Raw genomic sequence first — 21,654 nt, forward strand, 5'->3', positions numbered from 1 at the left:
TGAAGAATTTAATCAACAAAAAATTAGTTATAAAAATGTAGCTTAACTAATACTCCTATTTTTGTTTGCATATCCAACCATAGATTTGATTATTATGATGATATTTCATTAGGAAAAGATGTAATTGGTGTTATACCAATACCTTCTAATCCAACAAGTAGATATTTTTCAGATCCAGAAGTAAATACAGATAATTTAACTACTTTTCCTAACAATAATTTTATATTGAATAAAGTTGGTTTTTCTGCCGAAGGAACTGCTTTAGGAAGTAGTATTTCTTCAAGTTGGAATGCTGGTGGTTATTTAGGAATTGGTATTGGAAAGAATCCTGTAAATAGAAAAACAACTATAGGAGCTTCTTTTGATTTAGGAGGAGGTAAAAGTCACGCTTTTGTTGCATTAGTTGATATTGATGGAGATGGCTTACAAGATAAATTATACAGAAGGAATGGTCAGATGTACTATAGAAAACATAGTATCAATCGAGCAAGTTTAAATTCTAATACACATATTGTTTCTTCAGATAATACAACTTATTCACATACCTTTAGTGATTATAAACCTATTAATAACATAGGGAATATTTATTTATCAAAGGATGAAAATACAACTCCAATAGGTTTTCAATTTAATTTTCCTGGAGGAACAGCAGGTATAAATTGGACAAAATCAAAAAGTACAACAAATGTATATATGACAGATGCTAATGGTGATATGCTAGTAGATGTAGTCAATAATGGAGTCGTTTATTTTAATAGATTAGAAAATGGAATACCTACATTCACTCCTTCTAGTTTAGGAACTCCTAACTTACTAATTTTTGCTAAAACAGGAATGACATTGCCTCCAGAAATAACTCAACCTATAAAAGATGGAGTTGTCTATGATTTAGTTAAAGTTTGGGGATATCCTTTAATAGACAATCCTTTAGAAAAAGGATTATCTATCAAAGGAAAGTTATCATTTACTCCTAAAACTCCTAATTCTAAAGTTTTAGCTACAATTGAAGTTATTAACCCTTTGACCTCACAAAACTGTCGTATTTTCTATAAAGAACTAAATTCTTTAGATAAAGAATTAGATTTGAATTTAATTTTATCTAACTCTACCGATTTTAGTAATTTACCTTTAGGATGTACAGGACTAGTTTTTCAACATAAAAGTCCTTTTGTAGAGAGAAATATAATTTATTTTAGATTACATGGTGATAAAGAAGATGAACTAAAATTAGTTGATTGGGATCCAAAAATAGCTGAAATTCCTATAAATAATGAGACGTTAATTACAAAAGATGCTAATGGGATTTCGTTTCCTGAAAATTCTTCATTTAAAGAAGCATTTATTTTATCAAGTAAAAAAGAGACATATGTTCAGAATACTACTAATGTCAATATTTCATGGCCATCAATAAATATACCTGTATTAACGGACGATGTGACTTTTGAGATACATAAGGTTGAAAGAAACACCGAAGGAGATATTTTATCTGATAATATATTATTCACAAAAAAAGTACTTTATGGAAGTACATCTGCATTGTCAGCTCCTAATAATTTAAGTAATATTTCGGTTAATAATTCAAGAATAACATCTTTTTACTTTAAAGTTTTTTCAGATTCTAATGTAAATTGGAAATTAGTAGATTGGAAACCTAAGTTAACGTATACAGATTCTGAATCTTCAAAACTTATATCTTTATTTCCAATTGCGGATTACAGTATTTATCATAAAGCTTTTGATGCAAGTAATTTTATTAAACTTAAACAGTCTGGAACCTTTTATTTAGATTTCACAAATTTCTTAACAAACCTAAATTTAACCAACGAAAAAGGAAAATTTATGTTTGTTGTTAAAAATCTAGATGGTAACTTATTAGGAAAAAGATTAATAACAATTGAGAATGGTTCAGTATTTATGGATAAAAGACAAATGGGGCTATTTAATGGAGATGTTAATAATATTAATAATTTTAATAAAATTAGATTTGAAGTTGGAATATATCCATTAAATTCTGAGAGTAATAGTCTTGTAAGATTATTAAAAAATTATTTACAATGTAATATTGTTACTGGCATTTTAGCTTTGAATGATAATGCTGTTGGCGATATTGTTCAAACTTTTAATGCAAAAAGTTATTATTCAGAAACTTCTAACTTTGGACCTATGCATCTAAATTGGGGACAATTTTTGTATAATCCAGAGAAAGCAAGTACACATACTCCTATTGATTCTAATGGAATAAGATTAATTGATAATTCTATTAATTATAGTCAAGAATTTAACTCAGATATAAAAGAAGAAGATATAATACCTACTATTCCTGAAAATGGTTTTTCATCCATTGAAGAAATGGAAGCATTTTATAACAATATTAAAGATGATCCAAGATATAATCAGGTTTTAGTAGCATTAACGCCTAAGCGAGAATTAAATTCTTCTAATTATTTTGATGAGAAATGGATTGGTTTTAAAGATGATATATTTTTATCTGATACTAAAATGAATGTAAACTGGACATTCTCTAATCCTAATCAAAATGAAGAAAATAATGACTCCACTGAAGAAATTTTCTACCAAGGAGAAATGAAAACTGGGGCTTATGCTATTGATAAGATTAACAAAGGAGAAGGTAAGTCATGGGCGCTTGGGGCTTTTGGTTTTGGTAAATCAGGAAGTGAAGGTAAAAATACCTCTTTATCAGATTATTTTGACATAAATGGAGATCAATATCCAGATATTATTACAAATAGTAAGAGTCAATTGACAAAACCAATTGGAGGACTTCAAGATCCAATTAACAATCCATTAGGAAATCTTAATTACGTGGATTCAAGTAATAAAGGAATTTCTGGTGGGGGAAGTCAGCGACTAACAAGTGGCAATACAACAGGAGATACAAAAGGAACTGGTAAAAACAGTGTAAGTTTTCATACGAAGAATGGAGGTAATGGCTCTGGTATTGGTATAAATGGCTCTTTTTCTAAAGGAAATGGTGATGAAAAAGAAATTTGGATTGATATTAATGGTGATGGTTTACCAGATAAAGTTTATTCAAATGGACAAGTAAAATTAAATATCGGAGATAATTTAAATTTTTTAACAACAACTTGGCCAGGCTTAATTTTAAATCAGACAGAGAATGAATCAATAGGTGCTGGTTTAGGTGTAAGTCTATGGGGAGGAAGCATAGAAGCTGGTGTATCATTATCTAAAACTTCTGCTGGATCAAAAGTAGATTTAATTGATATGAATGGAGATGGTCTACCTGATTTAGTGTATTCTACAGATAAAGGCTTAAATGTTAAATTAAATAATGGAAATAAATTTGGAGAATTAATCAATTGGAGACAAAATACAGATGTAAAATTAAATTTAAGTAATAACTCCTCAACTGTTAATTCTTCTGTTAATGCCAGTGGTACAGTTTGTATCATTATACCATTAATATTTGTAACAATTAAACCTGTTTGTGTGTCAGTTACTGGAAATGCAGGTCAATCGACTAACAAAACATTAAAATCAATTAGTGATTTCAATGGAGATGGTTATCCAGACTTTTTAGAATCAAACAATAATCAAATAACTGTATATCCTTCTGCTATAGGTAGAACAAATCTTCTTAAAGCGGTAAATACACCTCTAAAAGGAAGTTTTACAATTGATTTTACTGTTGAAGGGAATACTTATGAAATGCCTATTACTAAAAGAGTATTAAGTAGAGTTACTGTTTTTGATAAATCTTATATTGAAACACCTTCACCTATTTATCAGAAATTTTATAAATATGAGAAAGGTTATTATGATAGAAGAGAACGTGAGTTCTATGGTTTTGAAACAATAAAGTCAATTGATCTTTTACCTAATTCTAATATTTCAAATTATAGTGAAGTAGATTCTAAAGCTTACCGAACTTCAATTTCAAGATTTTATAATCAGAATTATTATTTAAAAGGACTTTTGAAAGAAAGTTATGTGATTAAAGGAGGTTATACTAATACAAGCGATCCAAATTATACCTCAATCCCAACAAATAAAATTTTTCAAAAAAATTCTAATGTTTATGAATTAAGAAAAATCGAGAATAATTTTGTAAATCTATCAACAACACTTCCTTTAACTTTTGATCAACAAGGTAATGAAGGTCGAAGTACAGCCGTTGTATTATTGAAAGAAGAAAATAATTTTTTATATGAATTAACATCATCACCTATTCAGACAAAACAATTATTTACTTATGATAAGTATGCTAGAATAATAAAAGTAGAGAATAAAGGAGACGTTGCTTATACAGATGACGACTATATATCAGAAATTACTTATCATGATATTTCAACTTTAATTAATAAAAATATTATTTCAATTCCAAAATCAATAATAGTAAAAGATGCTAATACTTCAAAAATTTTAAGAAGTAGGAATACCGAAAATATTAATGATATAACAGGAGAAATTAGAACAATAAAATTAAATTATACAGATAGTGAAGGAAACGATTCTAACGCGATTTCTGAGATGACGTATGATCAATATGGAAATTTGGCATCAATTACTTCTCCTGTAAATTTGAATGGTCAAAAGAAAAAAATTACGTATACATATGATTCTATTTTAAATACATATTTAATAAAAATATTTGATGGATTATACACTTCTGAATCTACATACGATTATAAATTTGGTCAAATTTTGGTTTCTAAAGACATTAATTCTCAATTAATAAATTACACTTATGATAAATTTAGACGATTAGAATTAGTTCAATCTCCTAATGAGATAAAATCAAATAAACCTTATACAATAAAGTTTGAATATTTTCCAAATTATAATCAATATAGCGGTAAAGGATTGAGTTGTGTAAGTTTGAATGATTTTACACCGTTTTCTATAACGAAACATTTTGATATAGAAAATCCTACAAACGATATAGAAACCTATACTTTCAGCGATGGTTTAGGACGAGTTGTTCAAGCTAAAAAAGATATTGATTTAAGAGACTTGTATAATTTAGTGTCTAATGAAAGTATGTCAATTTCTGGTAAGATTATATATGATCAATATGGTCGTGAAATAGAACAATTTCATCCTTCTTCTGAAGAAAAATCTTGTGCTATAAATTCAAAGATATCAAGTGTAACAACCTTGTATTCAACTAAGACAACTTATGATGAATTAGATAGAGTTACTCAAGTTACAGATCCTAAAGGAAATAATACTAACTCAATTTTTACTTTAGGTAATGATGCTTTTAATCGTAAACAGATAAAATCAACGATAACAACTAAACAAAATGATACAAATATTATCACGAAAGAACAATTTGTTAATTTAGATGGAAATATTACATCAATTAAAAATGTATTAGGAGCTTCTACTGCAATTTGGACAAAATATAAGTATGATGCAATTGGACAACTATTACAAACAATAGATAACAATCAAAATATTATTCAAAGTACTTATGATCAATTAGGAAGAAGAGTTAAATTAGAGCATCCAGATGCAGGTACAAGTGAATTTTGGTATGATGCTGTGGGGAACCTAATAAAAATGCAAACTCCTAATCTATTAAAAAACAATAATTTTATAAATTATAAATATGATCAATTAAATCGCCTAATAGCAATCACATATCCTCCACTTATCAATGGAATGTCTATTACGAAAAACTTAAATAATGTAAGTTATCAATATGGAAGCGAAACAACAACAGTTCCAAATGGAAAAGGAAAACTTATCAAACAAACTGATGCTACTGGAGTTCAAGAATTTGAATACGGAGCTTTAGGTGAATTAACCAAGACAACCCGTACAATAGTTGCAAATAATTTACCTACCAGAAAATTTGTAACTCAATATGAATACGATAGTTGGAATCGTCTACAAAAACTTACTTATCCAGATAAAGAAGAAGTTACATATGATTATGATTTGGGTGGTAATCTTAATCATATTGAAGGAAAACTTTCAAATATAGTGACTGAATATGTGAAACGAATCTCATATAATCTTTACGAACAAAGAACAGCTATTCAATATGGAAACAACACAATAAGTACTTATGCGTTTGATCCAAGTTTGTTATTACTCCAAAATATGCAAGTAAAGCAAGCAAATAATGAAATAATGTTGAATAACACTTACTCGTATGATAAAGTGGGGAATATTACCAGCTTAGAAAATTCAGCTGCTATTCTATCCAATAAAGCTGGTGGTTCATATTCATTTAATTATTCGTACGATAATTTAAATCGACTTATAACTTCTACAGGAAGTTGGTTAGGTTACAATGGAAGATTAGAAATAGGTGATTCTAATGCTCAGTATAATTTGACGATGAGCTATGATAATTTGCATAATATCACACAAAAGAAACAAACACATTCAAAAAATGGATTAACAGTTGAAGAAAATAATTATACAAATGATTATACCTATAAAATAGGAAAACCTCACCAGATAAATAGTATCTCAAAAGGTAATAATAAAGGAGAAAGTGAAACTTTTAGTTATGATACAAATGGAAACATTCTAAAACATGTTAACACTGATGCAGATTGGTCATATTTTTGGGATGAAAGCAACCGACTGCGTTCAACAGTAAGAGATAACCAATCACTTTATCATTACATATATGATGCTTCTGGTGAAAGAATTCTAAAAGCAGAAACATCTTACAAACAACTGTATGAAAATGGTTTACCTGTTGACGGAGGTATTACACTTAATAATTACACAACCTATCCAAGTGCATACATTAGTATCAATTCTTCAGGTCAGTTTACTAAACATTATTACGAAGGATCTAAGCGTATCATAAGCAAAGTGGCTGGTAACGCAAGTATATTTAACACGCTTCAGTTTGGTGGAATAGAGGAAACAGAATTGAAAGAGTTGCAATACAATGATGTACAAATTGTAGCGAATGAAGTAGGTATCGGAGAGCTTAACCAAGAAGCATTGGCTGCGCCTGGTAATCCAGGAGATTCATCTATTGCATCATCAATATACTATTTCCATCCAGATCATTTAGGTTCTTCATCTTATATTAGTGATGGTTTTGGAAATGCTTATCAATTTTTCTTAAATTTACCATTCGGAGAAACGATGGCAGAACAAAAACTAAGTGGTTCATTAGATAGTCCATATAAATTTAATGGAAAAGAGTTGGATACCGAAACTGGATTGTATTATTATGGAGCACGCTATTACAACCCAAGAATTAGTAATTGGCTGTCTGTTGATCCTATTGCACTTTGGAATCCTGTACAAGAAACAGAACATTATGTAGAAGGTCAACACAATGGAGGTGTATTCAATCCACAAAATTTAAGTGTATATAGTTATACTTATCAAAATCCGATAGTGTACATAGATCCAAATGGAAAACAGGTAAAATCTCCTACAATACGTGGTTCAAATGCTAGTATAAAAGATTTAGCTAAAGCGGGTGAAACAATTACACAATTTTTTAATGGAGTATATAATTCTGGCAAGGATGCTTTAAATGGAGTTGTGGAAAGTGCTAAAATGTCTTGGACAATAACTACTGGAGATCAACAAGAAATTCATAAATTAGCAACTGGTATAGTTGCTCAAGCAGATAGCCAAGGGAAGTATATTGCTTCAGGAAAAGTTTTAGAAGATTTACAGACTCCAGAAGGAATTGGATATGTAGCTGGTAATGTGGCTATACTCTATGCTACAAAAAAGGTCGCGGGAAAATCATTTACTAAATTTACTAGTCCGACAATTGAAAGTCTTATATTATCTTCTAGCGAAATAAGAACAGGAAGTACAAAAAGAGGAATTCAAGCATTAAATAAAAAAATTGGTAGAGGAGATTTACCTTACAGTATGTATGATAAACCAACTCAAAATAATGTAAATAAAATAATTAAAGATGTTATGAGTTCAAAAAATCGAATCGATGAAACTAACATTACTCAACAAGGAGTCCAAGTAATTGATTATTATAACCCAAAAACAAAACAAGGAGTGAGAGTTATAAGAAGCACAGGAAAGTTTGACACATTTATAAATTATAATGGAAAAAAATAAAATTACTTCAGAAGAAATAAAATATCTTTTAAACTATTTAAGAGGTGAATCATTTTCAATGATTTGGAGATTATTTTTAGATGATTTCGTAGAAGAAGATTTTCAACAAAAAAATATATATGAAGAATCGGACGGAATTACTTTTATTCTGTTTTCTAATCAGAAAGTTTTTAAATTTTTTCCAAATACTGAACTATTTACTATAGGTTACAATATTATTGATGAATCTCAAATACCAAATGAGGCAATTAATGTTACAAATAGCGATTATTGGAAATTACGAGTAGGAAAAAAAATAGTAGAAATTGAAGGAATGTTTGGTGCTTCCGAAACTTTTTATGGATTGAACTTTATATTAGAAAGTAATATTAACATTCAACTACAATATATTTCGGAAAACGATTATACATTTGACGCATTAATTGTTAGGTAGGGTAGTGTATCAGATGTGTTGGTAACTCGTAAAAAGCATATAAACAATATTTTAACTATAAAATAACTTTACTCAATAGTGGACTAATCTCTACTATTGAGTATTTTTATACTCTTAAAACAGCGAAAATCAATTCATTTGACACCTTTGTGTATCAGATGTGTTGGTAGACTATTTTAACACAATTTATCATTAACAATATATGACAAAATCAACTTTTATCATTGATTATCAAACAAAAATATGTTCCAATTGTTCTGATAAATTAATAAAATATGGTAAAACGAGCAATGGAAACCAACGTTATAAATGTAAAAATTGTCAAAAAACAAGAGTAGGAATATATAGTTACAACGCTTATCTCACAACAATAAATTACAATATTGTTCAGCTGACAAAAGAAGGTTTGGGCATAAGAAGTACAGCTCGTTACTTAAAAATCTCGACTACCACACTACTTAAACGAATTTTAGAAATCGCTTCAAAAATAATTCCACCTAAAATAACCGAACAAGACAAAGAATTTCAAGTAGATGAACTTCGAACTTTTCACAAAAAACGTCTAAAACCAATTTGGATTACCTATACATTTTCACTTCAAACCCGAAAAATTCATGCTTTTCATATTGGTTATCGAACAATAGAAATTTTGAAAAAATTACTTACTCCTATTATAAAAACCAAACCAAAAATTATTTATACTGATAAACTCAATACATACGGCTCCGTAATTCCTTCGGAATTTCATTCAACCCGTTTTCGTTCCACCAATCATATTGAAAGAAATCATCTCAGTTTAAGAACTCACTTGAAACGATTAAACCGAAAAAAAATTTGTTATTCCAAAAATATGAATGTCTTATCTGCAATTCTAACTATTTATTTTTGGAGTTAGGATTTGTTAAACAATGAATGCTTAACAAAGACAGGAAATACCAATTAATATATTTCTTCAAATAAATCTTGTAAATTATTCTTTAAAAAACCTAAAATTACAGTTTATCTAAAAAGGTTAAAAATAACATCAAGTGTTCGACAGAGGTACCTGTCAGCCCGCGAAAAGACAAATGGTACCTTTGGAAGACAAAGAGTACCATTTTTTATTACTTATTATTTGCTTTTCTTCATTTTTATTATATTTTTTCTTTATTTTAAATATTTTTAATTTCTTTTATTGTTTCTTATTTTAGCGGTTACTTTTTGAGACTATAAATCCTCAATCATAAATTTCATTTAAAATGTCAGAAGAACAAAAGAAAATATTAGAGCAACAGCTTTGGAATATTGCGAATACGCTACGTGGTAAAATGAATGCTGATGAATTCCGAGATTATATTTTGGGATTTATTTTTTACAAATATTTGGCAGAAAAAATGGAGATTTATGCCAATTCTATTTTAGAAGAAGACAAAATTAAGTTCATAGATATTAATGAAAATACATCTGAAGGTCAAGCATACATCGATGCAGTAAGAGAAGAAGCTTTAGAAACTTTAGGTTATTTTCTAAAACCTTCTGAACTTTTTAGTGAAATTGCACGACGAGGAAATAGTGATACAGATACATTTATTCTTGAAGATTTACAAAAAATCTTGACAAATATCCAATTAAGTACTATGGGTACTCAAAGTGAAGAAGACTTTGATAACTTGTTTGAAGATATGGATCTCAACAGTACCAAATTGGGTAAAACTGCCGAGGCAAGAAATGAAATCATCGTAAAAGTTTTGGTTCATTTAGATGAAATTGATTTTAAACTAAACGATACAGAATTAGATGTCTTAGGTGATGCGTACGAATATTTGATTGGTCAGTTTGCGAGTGGTGCAGGAAAAAAAGCAGGTGAATTTTATACACCACAAGAGGTTTCCAAGATACTTGCAAAAATTGTGACTACAGGTAAAAATCGTCTAAAATCGGTTTATGATCCTACTTGTGGTTCAGGGTCTTTGTTGTTGCGTGTAGCCAAAGAAGTGAAAGATGTCAATAATTTCTTCGGACAAGAAATGAATCGCACAACTTACAATCTTGCTCGAATGAATATGATTTTGCACGGAGTTCATTATCTTAAATTTGATATTAAACAGGAAGACACTCTTGAAAATCCTCAACATTTAAACGATATGCCTTTTGAGGCTATTGTAGCAAATCCTCCATTCTCGGCAAATTGGAGTGCGAATCCTTTATTTTTAAATGATGATCGTTTTAGCCAATATGGAAAATTAGCTCCTGCAAGTAAAGCTGATTTTGCATTTGTACAACACATGATTTATCATTTGGCAGAAAATGGAACGATGGCGATTGTATTGCCACATGGCGTTTTGTTTCGTGGTGCGGCTGAATTGCATATTCGAAAATATCTGATCGAACAGAAAAATTATTTGGATACCGTTATTGGTTTGCCTGCCAATATTTTTTACGGAACGAGTATTCCGACTTGTATTCTGGTTTTCAAAAAGTGTAAGGAGGATCCAGATCACATTTTGTTTATTGATGCGAGCAAAGATTTTGAAAAAGTGAAAAACCAAAATATGCTTCGTGATGAGCATATTGATAAAATTGTAGAAACCTATCGCAACCGAACTTCTATTGAGAAATACAGTCATTTAGCTACTTTGCAAGAAGTAGCCGAGAATGATTATAATCTTAATATTCCTCGTTATGTGGATACTTTTGAAGAGGAAGAGGAAATTGATATTCACGCAGTAATGCAAGAAATCAAATCTTTGGAAGCTAAACGAGCGGAGTTGGATCAAGAAATTGATGTGTATTTCAAAGAATTAGGACTTGTTTTTTAATTTTTTTATCCTTAATGTTTTTACTAACGAAAATTAAATTATCGAGATGACAAATAAAAAATTAAAAGTAGATAATGTTCCAAATTTGAGATTTCCGGGGTTTACTGACGAATGGAAAACGAGGAAATTGGGGGAAGTAGCAATTGTTTCCTCAGGTGGAACTCCAAATAGATCTACCTCTTCCTACTGGAATGGCAACATTCCTTGGGTTTCTACGAGTTTAATTGATTTCAACTTTATCGAGAAAGTAGACGAATATATAACAGAAGAAGGGCTTACTAATTCATCAGCAAAACTATTTCCAAAAGGTACTTTACTGATAGCCATGTATGGTCAAGGAAAAACGAGAGGTAAAGTTGCAATATTAAATATTGAAGCGACAACAAATCAAGCTTGTGGGGCAATAACAACAAATAATGACGTTCTCAATCCCCTTTTTGCTTTTCAAAATCTCACAAAAAGATATGATGAGATAAGAGATTTAAGTAATCAAGGAGGCCAAGAAAATTTAAGTGCTGGTATTATTAAAGGAATTAAAATTAATTTCCCGGAAGTTCAAGAACAACAAAAAATAGTTTCTTTTATTGATCTTATTGACGAAAGAATCTCAACCCAAAACAAAATAATTAAGGAGTTACTTGCATCGAAAGCTACGTTTGCTAAAAAGATATTTTCACAAGAGTTTAGATTTAAAGATAATAATGGAAATGATTTTTCATATTGGGAAGAAATTTTATTGGGCGATGTTTTAGATTATGAACAACCTACAAATTATTTAGTTACAAGTACAGAATATGATAATAGTTTTGAAACCCCCGTAGTAACAGCTGGAAAGACTTTTGTTTTAGGATATACAAATGAAATAAAAGGAATTTTTGAAAAAGAGAAATTACCAGTTATTATTTTCGATGATTTTACAACTGCAAGTCAATTTGTTAATTTTCCTTTCAAAGCTAAATCATCTGCAATGAAAATTTTAAAAGCTAAAAATAAGAATAATATTAAATTTCTATTTGAAGCAATTCAAATGATTGCATATGAAACAGGTGGACATGGAAGACATTGGATTTCAATATTTTCAAATTTAGAAATTATGTTACCCTCTTTTGATGAACAAACCAAAATAGCTAATTTCCTTTCCTCGATTGATTCAAAAATTGAAGTTGAGAATCAATTATTACAAAAATTAAAGGAACAGAAAAAGTTTTTATTACAGCAAATGTTTGTATAGATTTTATATAAACATTTGCTGTAAAAGATAATTCTTTTGTTTTTCAAGTTGTTGTAAAACTAATTTTTCGGTTTCTATTTTTTGATCGATTTTCGATAGAAAAAATGCTATGTGATTTTGTTCTTTCAATGAAGGAATAGAAATTTTGAATTTTGAAAATTCAGTCTTATTAATAATAGGCATAGTAGATGTACTTTGTGTAGATTTTATAATCTCAGCAATGTTTTTTACTGCATAAAATATAAACTCATTGCTAAAATACGAGTGAGGAATGATACTGTTGATTTGTTGATTTGTTACCGATGGATATAGAGATAAACTCATTTTTCCTATTGATGCTATACAAGTAAACATTATACTTTTTGGCGGAAGAATTTTAAGTTTATCAGTTTTTTTAATTGTTCGCTCTGTTGAATGCTGATATTTATTTTCCTTTATGTCTGTTGGTGTTACAAATTGAATATTTCCACTCCATAAATCTAAATCTTTAGTACTAGGTGTTTTTCCCGTAATTATTTCTCCGACCTCTCCTAAGCTTACTAATTTCCATTCATCAGATAACTCTTTAAACCTAATTTTTTGAGTAAATATTTTTTGGCTAACACTTTTAATTAAGGTTTCTAATTGTTCTATTATTTTGCTTTGGGTTTGGATTCTCTTGTCCAATAAAGCCAAAAAAGAAGAAATCTTATTCTGTTCATTAAGTTTAGGTATTGCCAAAGAAAGTGAAGATAATTGACTTGAATATAAATGTACTACGGAAATACCTTGCGCCAGATTAGCTATTTCCATTTTCTTTTTACTGTTTAGATAATAAGACAAAAAGATTCCATTATTATTAGTCTTAATAATATTCAAATCACCACCTAGTGCAATGCCCGATTTCAAGACACAGGAAGCTGTCGCAATATCGATTGTTGTTTCGCCAGAAGCAGGAATTATGACGTCATTCTTTTCACTTAAGACTAAAGTTGATGGATTTACATTAGTCTTGGATTTTATCTCGTTGATTACTTCTCTGTAATGCGTATAGAGTTCACCATATCTTATACATTCAATAATTCCATTTTCCTCTATATCACTTTTAGAAATTCCCTTTCCCTTTGAAAACGTAGCAATCTCTCCCAACTTCTTAGTTTCCCACTCTCCCTCAAACTCAGGAAATCTCAAATTTGGAACATTTTGTATCTCAAATCTGAAAGATTAACAATCTTCAATCTCTAAATGTTTTCCTTTGTTAATTAAATTATAAAAGATGGACAAAAAAAACTTTAAGGAAATTGTGGCCCTTTGGAAAACAGACAAAAAGAACTATGTAAAGAAATCAACCTATTCAGCGTATGTATTGTTATTAGAAAATCATTTGTTGCCAATTTTTGGTGAAAATTATGAAGTAGAAGAAGCGGATGTACAAAATTTTGTTTTAAAAAAATTAGAAGCAGGGCTTAGTCAGAAAACGATTAAAGACATTCTGATTGTTTTTAAAATGGTGCTGAAATTTGGTGCAAAGAACAAATGGATTGCTTACGATGCTTTTGAAATTCAATATCCGACAGTACGTGAAAACCAACACGTGGAAGTGCTTTCGAGAACGCATCAGAAAAAAATCATGAACCACATTCAAGAGCATTTCACTTTTCGAAATTTGGGCGTTTTGATGTGTTTATGCTCAGGAATGCGCATTGGGGAAGTTTGTGCCCTTACTTGGGACGATATTGATACAGACAATGGGATTATTAATGTGAATAGAACCATACAGCGAATTTATGTGATTGAAGATGGTGTTCGAAAAACAGAATTGCTTTTGGACACACCTAAAACAAAAAATTCCATCCGTGAAATTCCTATGAACAAAGATTTAATTAGGCTAATCAAACCTATTAAAAAGATAGTCAATCCTTCTTTTTTCGTTCTAACAAACGATGCTAAACCTACAGAGCCTAGAACTTACCGAAGTTTTTATAAAAACCTGATGAGTTATTTAGAGATTCCCGAAATGAAATTTCACGGATTGCGACATAGTTTTGCTACACGTTGCATTGAAAGTAATTGCGATTATAAAACAGTAAGTGTGCTGCTTGGACACTCCAACATCAGTACGACTTTGAATCTTTATGTTCATCCGAATTTAGAGCAAAAGAAAAAAGCAATTGAGCAAATGTCCAAAGCACTTAAATAAATTTTAGATTATGAATTAGGAGATTATTTATTAGATTTGTCTATATACTAAAAGAACCAAATAAACTCTTAATTCATAATTATTTTGAGCAAACAATCCGAGCAAATATTAGAAGAACAATTTGTCTCACAATTACAAAAATTGGGATATAAATATGTGAGCATTAAAGATGAAAAAGCTTTAGAGTCAAATTTGAAATCACAGTTAGAGAAACATAATCATATCCAATTTTCGGGCAGTGAATTTGAAAAGGTTTTGAATATCCTTACTAAAGGTTCTGTTTTTGAAAAAGCAAAAACATTACGAGAAAAGAAACATCATATTATCCGCGATAATGGTGATAATTTGTATTTTGAATTTCTAAATATTGAGCATTGGTGTCAAAATGAATATCAAGTTACCAATCAAATTACACAAGATGGAAAATACGAAAATAGATACGATGTTACCATCTTAATAAATGGTTTACCTTTGGTACAAATTGAATTGAAACGACGTGGTTTGGAAATAAAAGAAGCGTTCAACCAAATTAACCGTTATCAAAAACATAGTTTTGGTGCGGGAAAAGGCTTGTTTCATTTTGTACAATTGTTCATCATAAGTAATGGTGTGAATACCAAATATTTCAGCAACTTTGGTTCTCATCCGCAAGAATTTTTGCAGACTTTTCATTGGACAGATGAGCAGAATAATCAGTTAAATAATCTTACTACAGAATTTACCGATGCTTTTTTGGAGCCATGCCATGTCAGTAAAATGATTTGCAAGTATATTGTTCTTAATGAAACTGCGAAAGCCTTAATGGTGCTTCGTCCGTACCAATATTATGCGGTTGAAAGTATCATTAAAAAGGTAAAAGAAAACGAAATTCTGAACGGTTATAATATCGAAAAGAACGGTTATATCTGGCATACAACAGGAAGTGGAAAAACGCTGACCAGTTTTAAGGCCAGTCAGATTTTGTCTAACATTCCAGCCATTAAAAAAGTGGTTTTTGTGGTGGATAGAAAAGATTTGGATTATCAAACCAATCGTGAATACGACACATTTAGCAAAGGCTCAGTAAGTTCTGCGACGAATACGGATGATCTTATTCAAAAATTCAAAGACCCCAATGTTCGCATTATTGTTACAACGATTCAGAAATTAAATAATGCAATTTCGGGTAGAAACATTTCGAAAATGAAGCCGATACAGGATGAAAGAATGGTTTTTATTTTTGATGAATGCCATCGTTCGCAATTTGGTGATACACATAAAAATATCGTTGGTTATTTTAGAAATATTCAGTTGTTTGGATTTACGGGAACGCCTATTCTTGAAAAGAATTCCGATGGCATGAAAACCACAGCAAGTTTATTTGGAAAATGCTTGCACAAATATGTGATTACAGATGCCATTCGAGACGAAAATGTATTGAAGTTTTCAGTGGAATATGTTCAAACTTTCAAACAGAAAGAGCATATTGTCGATTTGAAAGTAGAGCAAATCAACGAAACCGAAGTTTACGAAGCTCCCGAACGCAAAGAAGCTATTGTTGATTACATTATTCAATATCACGATCAGAAGACGCAAAGTAGAAATTTTTGTGCGATGATGTGTGTGCAGGATATTGATTCGGTTATTCAATACTATGAAATTTTCAAGCGTAAAAAGCTAAATGCCGAACATAATTTGAAAGTGACTACGATTTTTAGTTACGCTCAGAATGAGGAAGAAATTGAAGAGCGTGTTGCCGTACAACTCAATGTTGCTGCAGAACCACAAGCAGAATACGGAACACTTGTTATTCCGCATCGTAGGGAATTGTTGGAAAAATATGTGGAAGATTTCAATGAAATATTTGGAGAGAAACAGAGCATAAAAGACACCGAAGGTTTTTATAATTATTACAATGCAGTTGCAAAAAAGTCAAAACATCCCAAACCAGAAGCCGATATTTTATTGGTTGCCAATATGTTTTTGACGGGTTATGATAGTAAAAATTTGAACACGTTGTATGTTGATAAAAATTTGCAATTTCATGGTTTGATTCAAGCTTTTAGCCGTACCAATCGCATTTTGGATAAAAATAAAACGCAAGGAAATATTGTTTGTTTCCGAAACTTGAAAGATAAGACGGACGAAGCCATTGCATTATTCAGTAATAAAGAAGCCGTTGCCGAAATTATTGTGGAACCATATGAGAAGTATGTCGAACAATTTAACATGGCTGTTGGCAAGCTTATGAGCATTGCGCCAAAAGTGAATTCCGTAGATAAATTGTACAGCGAAGAAGAACAATTAGAGTTTATTAAGTCATTTAGAGATTTAATGCGCTTATTGAAAAAGATAGGGCATTATTCCGAATTTACTTGGGATGATTTAGCTTTAAATCAAGACCTTTTCAACGGATATAGTAGTAAATATCAAGATTTAAAAGATTCAATCAATCTAAAAACGAACGTTCAAAAAACTTCGATTCTTAATGATATTGATTTCGAGTTGGAATTGATACGTCGTGATACGATTAATGTTACCTATATCTTGCAATTGCTTATAAAATTTAGTTCGAAACACGGTGCAAAAGACAAGGAAAGTATTGAAAAAGATATTTTTAATTTGTTGAATACTGAAGTTTCTTTGAGGAGTAAAAGAGAATTGATTGAAAAGTTTATTCAGGAAAGTTTACCTCACATTGAAGATTCAGATAGTATTCCAGAAGAATTTGAAAAATTCTGGAATATCGAACAAGAAAAGGCTATGCAAGAATTGGTGAATGATGAAAATTTATATTTCGAAAAAACTGAAAAACTAATTGAAAACTATCTCTTTACCGAACGAGAGCCACTACGTGATGAGCTTTTAAGTCTTCGAAAAGATGGTAAGCCAAGTATTTTGAAATTTAAAGAAACGGGTGATCGTATTTTAAATAAAATAAAAGACTTTATCGATACTTTTGTGAGTGGCATTGCGGGGGATTGATCTTTTTACAATTACCCAATAACAAAATTAAGAATCCGACGGAGGTATCTTTATAGCTCACAATGACAAATGGTACCTTTGAAATACAAAGAGTACCATTTTTTATTTATTCTTGAATCATATCATTTTCTTCATTATATTTTATAGAATATTTTTTTTGAAAATCTGAAAATCAAAGTTTATTTAAAAACGTCAAAAACGACATCAAATTTTCGACTGAAGTACCTTTCAGCCCGCAAAGACAAATGGTACCTTTGGAAGACAAAGAGTACCATTTTTTATTTATTCTTAAATCATATCATTTTCTTCATTATGTTTTATAGAATTATTTTTTGAAAATCTGAAAATCAAAGTTTATTTAAAAACGTCAAAAATGACATCAAATGTTCGACAGAAGTACCTTTCAGCCCGCAACGACAAATGGTACCTTTGGAAGAAAAAGTGTACCATTTTTGATATTATTTAGTATTTATTTTCTTAAAAATATCATTTTTCTTTATAAGAGATTTTTAAAAAAATATAAGTAGGTGCTTATATTTTTCAGAACTTTTTATTTTATAGGTTCGCAAATGTTTCTTAATCTCAGTTAGGATAACTTACCTAATTTTTAGTTCAAACCTAATTAATCACATAATACATACTTTTTATTCTTTTCAATTACGGTTTTCCGTAACTGAGAGAGCTTTTATTTGGTTATATTTGTGATAATTGCGATTTGTTAACAAAGTTGTCAATTAAACATTATTGACCTAAATAAGATATTAAAACAATTATGATTTATCACGATCCATCAGAATATATAAGGGGTATTCAGCAAATATTAATTTCTGATAAAAAGAAAATAGGCTTCCTTTTTGGTGCAGGAAGTTCATTAGCAACAAAAAATGAAAATTCCCTTACAGTTCCTGCTATTGGAAAAATGACATCCGAAATTGTGGAAGAAATTGGAAAGTTGCAAGAAAAATATAAGATCGCTTTAGATGAGATAAAGGATGAATTGGGAGAGAAAAGTTTCAACGTAGAAACAATATTATCAAATCTGGAGCAGAAAGTATTATTTATAGGAAAAGGAACACTAAATTCTCTTAACAAAGATGATTTTGCAGATTTAATAAAAGAAATTAAGAAAGGGGTAAGGGAAAAAGTAAGCGTTCATAAAAACACACAAGATAAAATAGTAACAAAAGATATAGTTAGTGAATTGGTTCAAACAGATTTTGCAAATTGGATTGGTCAAGCCGAAAGGAAGTTTCCTATTGAAATTTTCACTACTAATTATGATTTTCTTTTTGAACTTGGCTTAGAGCACAAAGAAATTCCTTATTATGATGGGTTTTGTGGTAGTCTTCGAGCTTTTTTTAATCCTGAATCAGTTGAAGATTTTTCATTTTTATCAAAGCAGACAAAACTTTGGAAAATACATGGTTCTTTAGGTTGGCATTATGATAAAGATACAGAAAAGATAATAAGAGTAAGTCCTGATGACGATGACATTTTAATTTATCCTTCCACTTTAAAATATAAAGAATCAAAAAAACAACCGTATGAAAGTTTGATAGACAGATTATCAAACTTTTTAAAACAAGATGATGCTATACTAATTACGTGTGGTTATTCTTGGGGAGATGAACATATCAATTCGCGTATTATTTCTGCATTAAAAACAAATACAACATCACACGTTATAGGTTTAATATTTGACAAGTATGATAAAATTGATGAAAAATCCAATGTCTCAAAGATAGGGTTGGATAATCCTAAAGTTTCTGTTTATGCTTCACGTAGTGCAGTTATTGGTTGTAACTATGGAGAATGGGGTTTTAAAAATATTCCAAATGCAGATGATGAAACGGAGATGTATTTCACTATCGATAAAAAGGTAGATGATGAATGGACAGGTAAAGGAGAATTTATATTATCTGATTTCGGTAAACTTGTTGCGTTTCTAAACTCTATGGTAAGTGATAACGAAATCAAAAAGCTTGGAGAAAATGTCAAAAAATAAAATAACAGAGATAGGCGAAATAGATAGTATTAGCGGGAATAGTATTTCTGTTAAATTGTTTGATAATATTAAATCCAATATGCCTATTATAGATGGTGTTGTTTACCACGTAGGACAAATAGGTTCATTCGTAAGAATTCCACTTGGTTATGCCAACCTTTATGGGATTGTAACACAAATAGGTTCAGCTGCAATTCCTGAAAGTTTAAGAGAGGCTGTAGCTAAAGATTATGATGTTTTGAAAAATACAAGATGGATAAATATAGTTTTAGCTGGTGAGCAAGTCGGAAAGAAATTTGAAAGAGGTGTAACACAATATCCGACAACAGGAGATAAAGTTCATTTAGTAACAATCAATGACCTTGATGTTATCTATGGTGGATATGAAGAAGCCAATTCAATCACTGTAGGAAATATTAGTGTATCAGAAAGCTTAGATGCCAAGATTGATTTGGATAAACTTATTTCACGACATTGTGCTATTGTAGGTTCCACAGGTAGTGGTAAATCTAATTCTGTTTCGGTATTGCTTCAATCCATTGCAAGCAGAGATTTTCCAAGTTCAAGAATTTTGGTAATTGACCCTCACGGAGAGTACAATGACGCTCTTTCTAAATACTCAAAAGTGATAGAGGTAAATTCGGTAAATGATGATGATAAACTGCAAATTCCTTTTTGGGCATTGCAATTTAATGAACTGATGAAAATATTTTCAGGGAACTTGACAGATCAAAATAGAGAATACATTAGAGAGAAAGTTGTAGAAGCTAAAATTAAAAGTGCAGAAGATAATAAAATAGAAGTTGCTAAGGAATCTATTACTGCCGATTCCCCAATTCCTTTTAGCATAAAAAGACTTTGGTTTGAGTTAGATGATTTTGAAAGAAAAACATTTCAAGCCGATAGAATAACAGTTTCTGATAAAATTTCTGAAGGTAATATTGAAACGCTTAAATCAAATGAATATCCAATTGCTGGTTTAGGAAACAGTGCACCATTTTTAAATCAGAAAGCCAAAGGTTTATTAAGTTTTTTGGATAGTATGAGAAATAAACTAAACGACAGTAGTTATAGCTTTTTATTTTCACCAGGCAAATTAACTCCTGATAAAGACGGTAAAACCGAGGAAGATTTAGATTCAATGTTTTTGAAATGGTTAGGAAATGAATTACCAATAACAATTTTAGATTTATCAGGAATTCCAAGCGAAATAATGTCTTCAATATCTGGAACACTTTTGAAAATTATTTATGATGGATTATTTTGGGGCGTCAATACAAAAGTGGGAGGTAAAAATCAACCTCTACTTATTGTTTTAGAAGAGGCTCATAGCTATTTGAAATCAGGAGAACATTCAATATCTTCACGAACAGTTCAAATGATTGCAAAAGAAGGACGAAAGTATGGTGTAGGATTATTTCTTGTAACACAAAGACCATCAGAATTAGATGAAACTGTACTAAGTCAATGTGGAACTATGATTGCTTTGCGTATGAATAATTCTAAGGATAGAGGACATATTCGTTCTGCAGTTCAAGATGAATTACAAAGTATGGTAGATTTGTTACCAAGTTTGAGAACTGGAGAAGCCTTAATATCTGGAGAAGCAGTAAAGATACCTTCACGCGTGAAATTCTTTAAGATTGCAAACGCTCCTAAAAGCTCAGATCCTAAAGCATCAGAAAAATGGTTAGAAAAAATTGATGATGCACAAAAAGAATACAAACAATTATTAAAATCTTGGCGTAATAAAAATTATAAAATATGAGTTTACCAGAAATGACCCCAGTTAGTTCGTCAAACATTGGTAGTATTGGTTATGATGAACAAAATCAAGAAGTTTATGTTAGATTTCTGAACGGAAGCCTTTATGTTTATAAAGGTGTTCCTGCACACGAATATCAAAATTTGTTAGAAGCACCTTCTCACGGTTCATATTTGAATAGGAGCTTTAAAAACGTTTATCCTTACGAAAGAATGGAATAA

General features: G+C 30.2%; 11 protein-coding genes. 10 read left to right on the top strand and 1 reads right to left on the bottom strand.

The window, feature by feature from the left end; genetic code table 11:
* Positions 1 to 225: 225 nt before the first annotated feature.
* The 5 genes from HXZ74_RS13705 (at position 226) to HXZ74_RS13725 (ending at position 12,520) form a co-directional block, all read left to right on the top strand.
* Entirely contained in the window at positions 226 to 8,058 is a 7,833-nt protein-coding gene (locus HXZ74_RS13705) for a toxin TcdB middle/N-terminal domain-containing protein (RefSeq protein WP_286475855.1), read from the top strand.
* The gene (locus HXZ74_RS13710) at positions 8,045 to 8,491 is read left to right on the top strand and encodes a hypothetical protein (RefSeq protein WP_286475857.1); all 447 of its coding nucleotides are present in this window, start codon (positions 8,045 to 8,047) and stop codon (positions 8,489 to 8,491) included. Before HXZ74_RS13705 ends, HXZ74_RS13710 begins: the two co-directional genes overlap by 14 nt.
* Before the next feature lie 202 nt (positions 8,492 to 8,693).
* Entirely contained in the window at positions 8,694 to 9,386 is a 693-nt protein-coding gene (locus HXZ74_RS13715) for an IS1 family transposase (protein WP_286475859.1), read from the top strand.
* Positions 9,387 to 9,729: 343 nt separating this feature from the next.
* Positions 9,730 to 11,289 (top strand): type I restriction-modification system subunit M, encoded by a 1,560-nt coding sequence (locus tag HXZ74_RS13720; RefSeq protein ID WP_180906029.1) that lies wholly within the window; start codon positions 9,730 to 9,732, stop codon positions 11,287 to 11,289.
* A gap of 46 nt (positions 11,290 to 11,335) precedes the next feature.
* The gene (locus HXZ74_RS13725; RefSeq protein ID WP_280046160.1) at positions 11,336 to 12,520 is read left to right on the top strand and encodes a restriction endonuclease subunit S; all 1,185 of its coding nucleotides are present in this window, start codon (positions 11,336 to 11,338) and stop codon (positions 12,518 to 12,520) included.
* Between the two features lie 3 nt (positions 12,521 to 12,523).
* On the opposite strand, the gene HXZ74_RS13730 is transcribed toward HXZ74_RS13725, so the two are convergent.
* The gene (locus tag HXZ74_RS13730; protein ID WP_280046159.1) at positions 12,524 to 13,690 is read right to left on the bottom strand and encodes a restriction endonuclease subunit S; all 1,167 of its coding nucleotides are present in this window, start codon (positions 13,688 to 13,690) and stop codon (positions 12,524 to 12,526) included.
* Between the two features lie 85 nt (positions 13,691 to 13,775).
* Between HXZ74_RS13730 and HXZ74_RS13735 the strand changes: the two genes are divergently transcribed.
* From HXZ74_RS13735 to HXZ74_RS13755, 5 genes are all read left to right on the top strand, one after another.
* Positions 13,776 to 14,699, top strand: a complete 924-nt coding sequence (locus HXZ74_RS13735) for a tyrosine-type recombinase/integrase (protein ID WP_180906027.1) — start codon at positions 13,776 to 13,778, stop codon at positions 14,697 to 14,699.
* 84 nt (positions 14,700 to 14,783) lie between these two features.
* Positions 14,784 to 17,663, top strand: a complete 2,880-nt coding sequence (locus HXZ74_RS13740) for a type I restriction endonuclease subunit R (protein ID WP_286475861.1) — start codon at positions 14,784 to 14,786, stop codon at positions 17,661 to 17,663.
* A 772-nt stretch (positions 17,664 to 18,435) separates the two neighbouring features.
* Complete coding sequence (locus tag HXZ74_RS13745; protein ID WP_286475863.1) at positions 18,436 to 19,668, top strand: SIR2 family protein; 1,233 nt, start codon at positions 18,436 to 18,438, stop codon at positions 19,666 to 19,668.
* Entirely contained in the window at positions 19,655 to 21,436 is a 1,782-nt protein-coding gene (locus HXZ74_RS13750; protein ID WP_286475865.1) for an ATP-binding protein, read from the top strand. The genes HXZ74_RS13745 and HXZ74_RS13750 overlap by 14 nt, the downstream gene beginning before the upstream one ends.
* The gene (locus HXZ74_RS13755; RefSeq protein WP_286475867.1) at positions 21,433 to 21,654 is read left to right on the top strand and encodes a KTSC domain-containing protein; all 222 of its coding nucleotides are present in this window, start codon (positions 21,433 to 21,435) and stop codon (positions 21,652 to 21,654) included. Before HXZ74_RS13750 ends, HXZ74_RS13755 begins: the two co-directional genes overlap by 4 nt.

Origin of the sequence: Empedobacter sp. R750 (genome assembly GCF_030324345.1) — a bacterium.
GTDB classification, from domain to species: domain Bacteria; phylum Bacteroidota; class Bacteroidia; order Flavobacteriales; family Weeksellaceae; genus Empedobacter; species Empedobacter falsenii_C.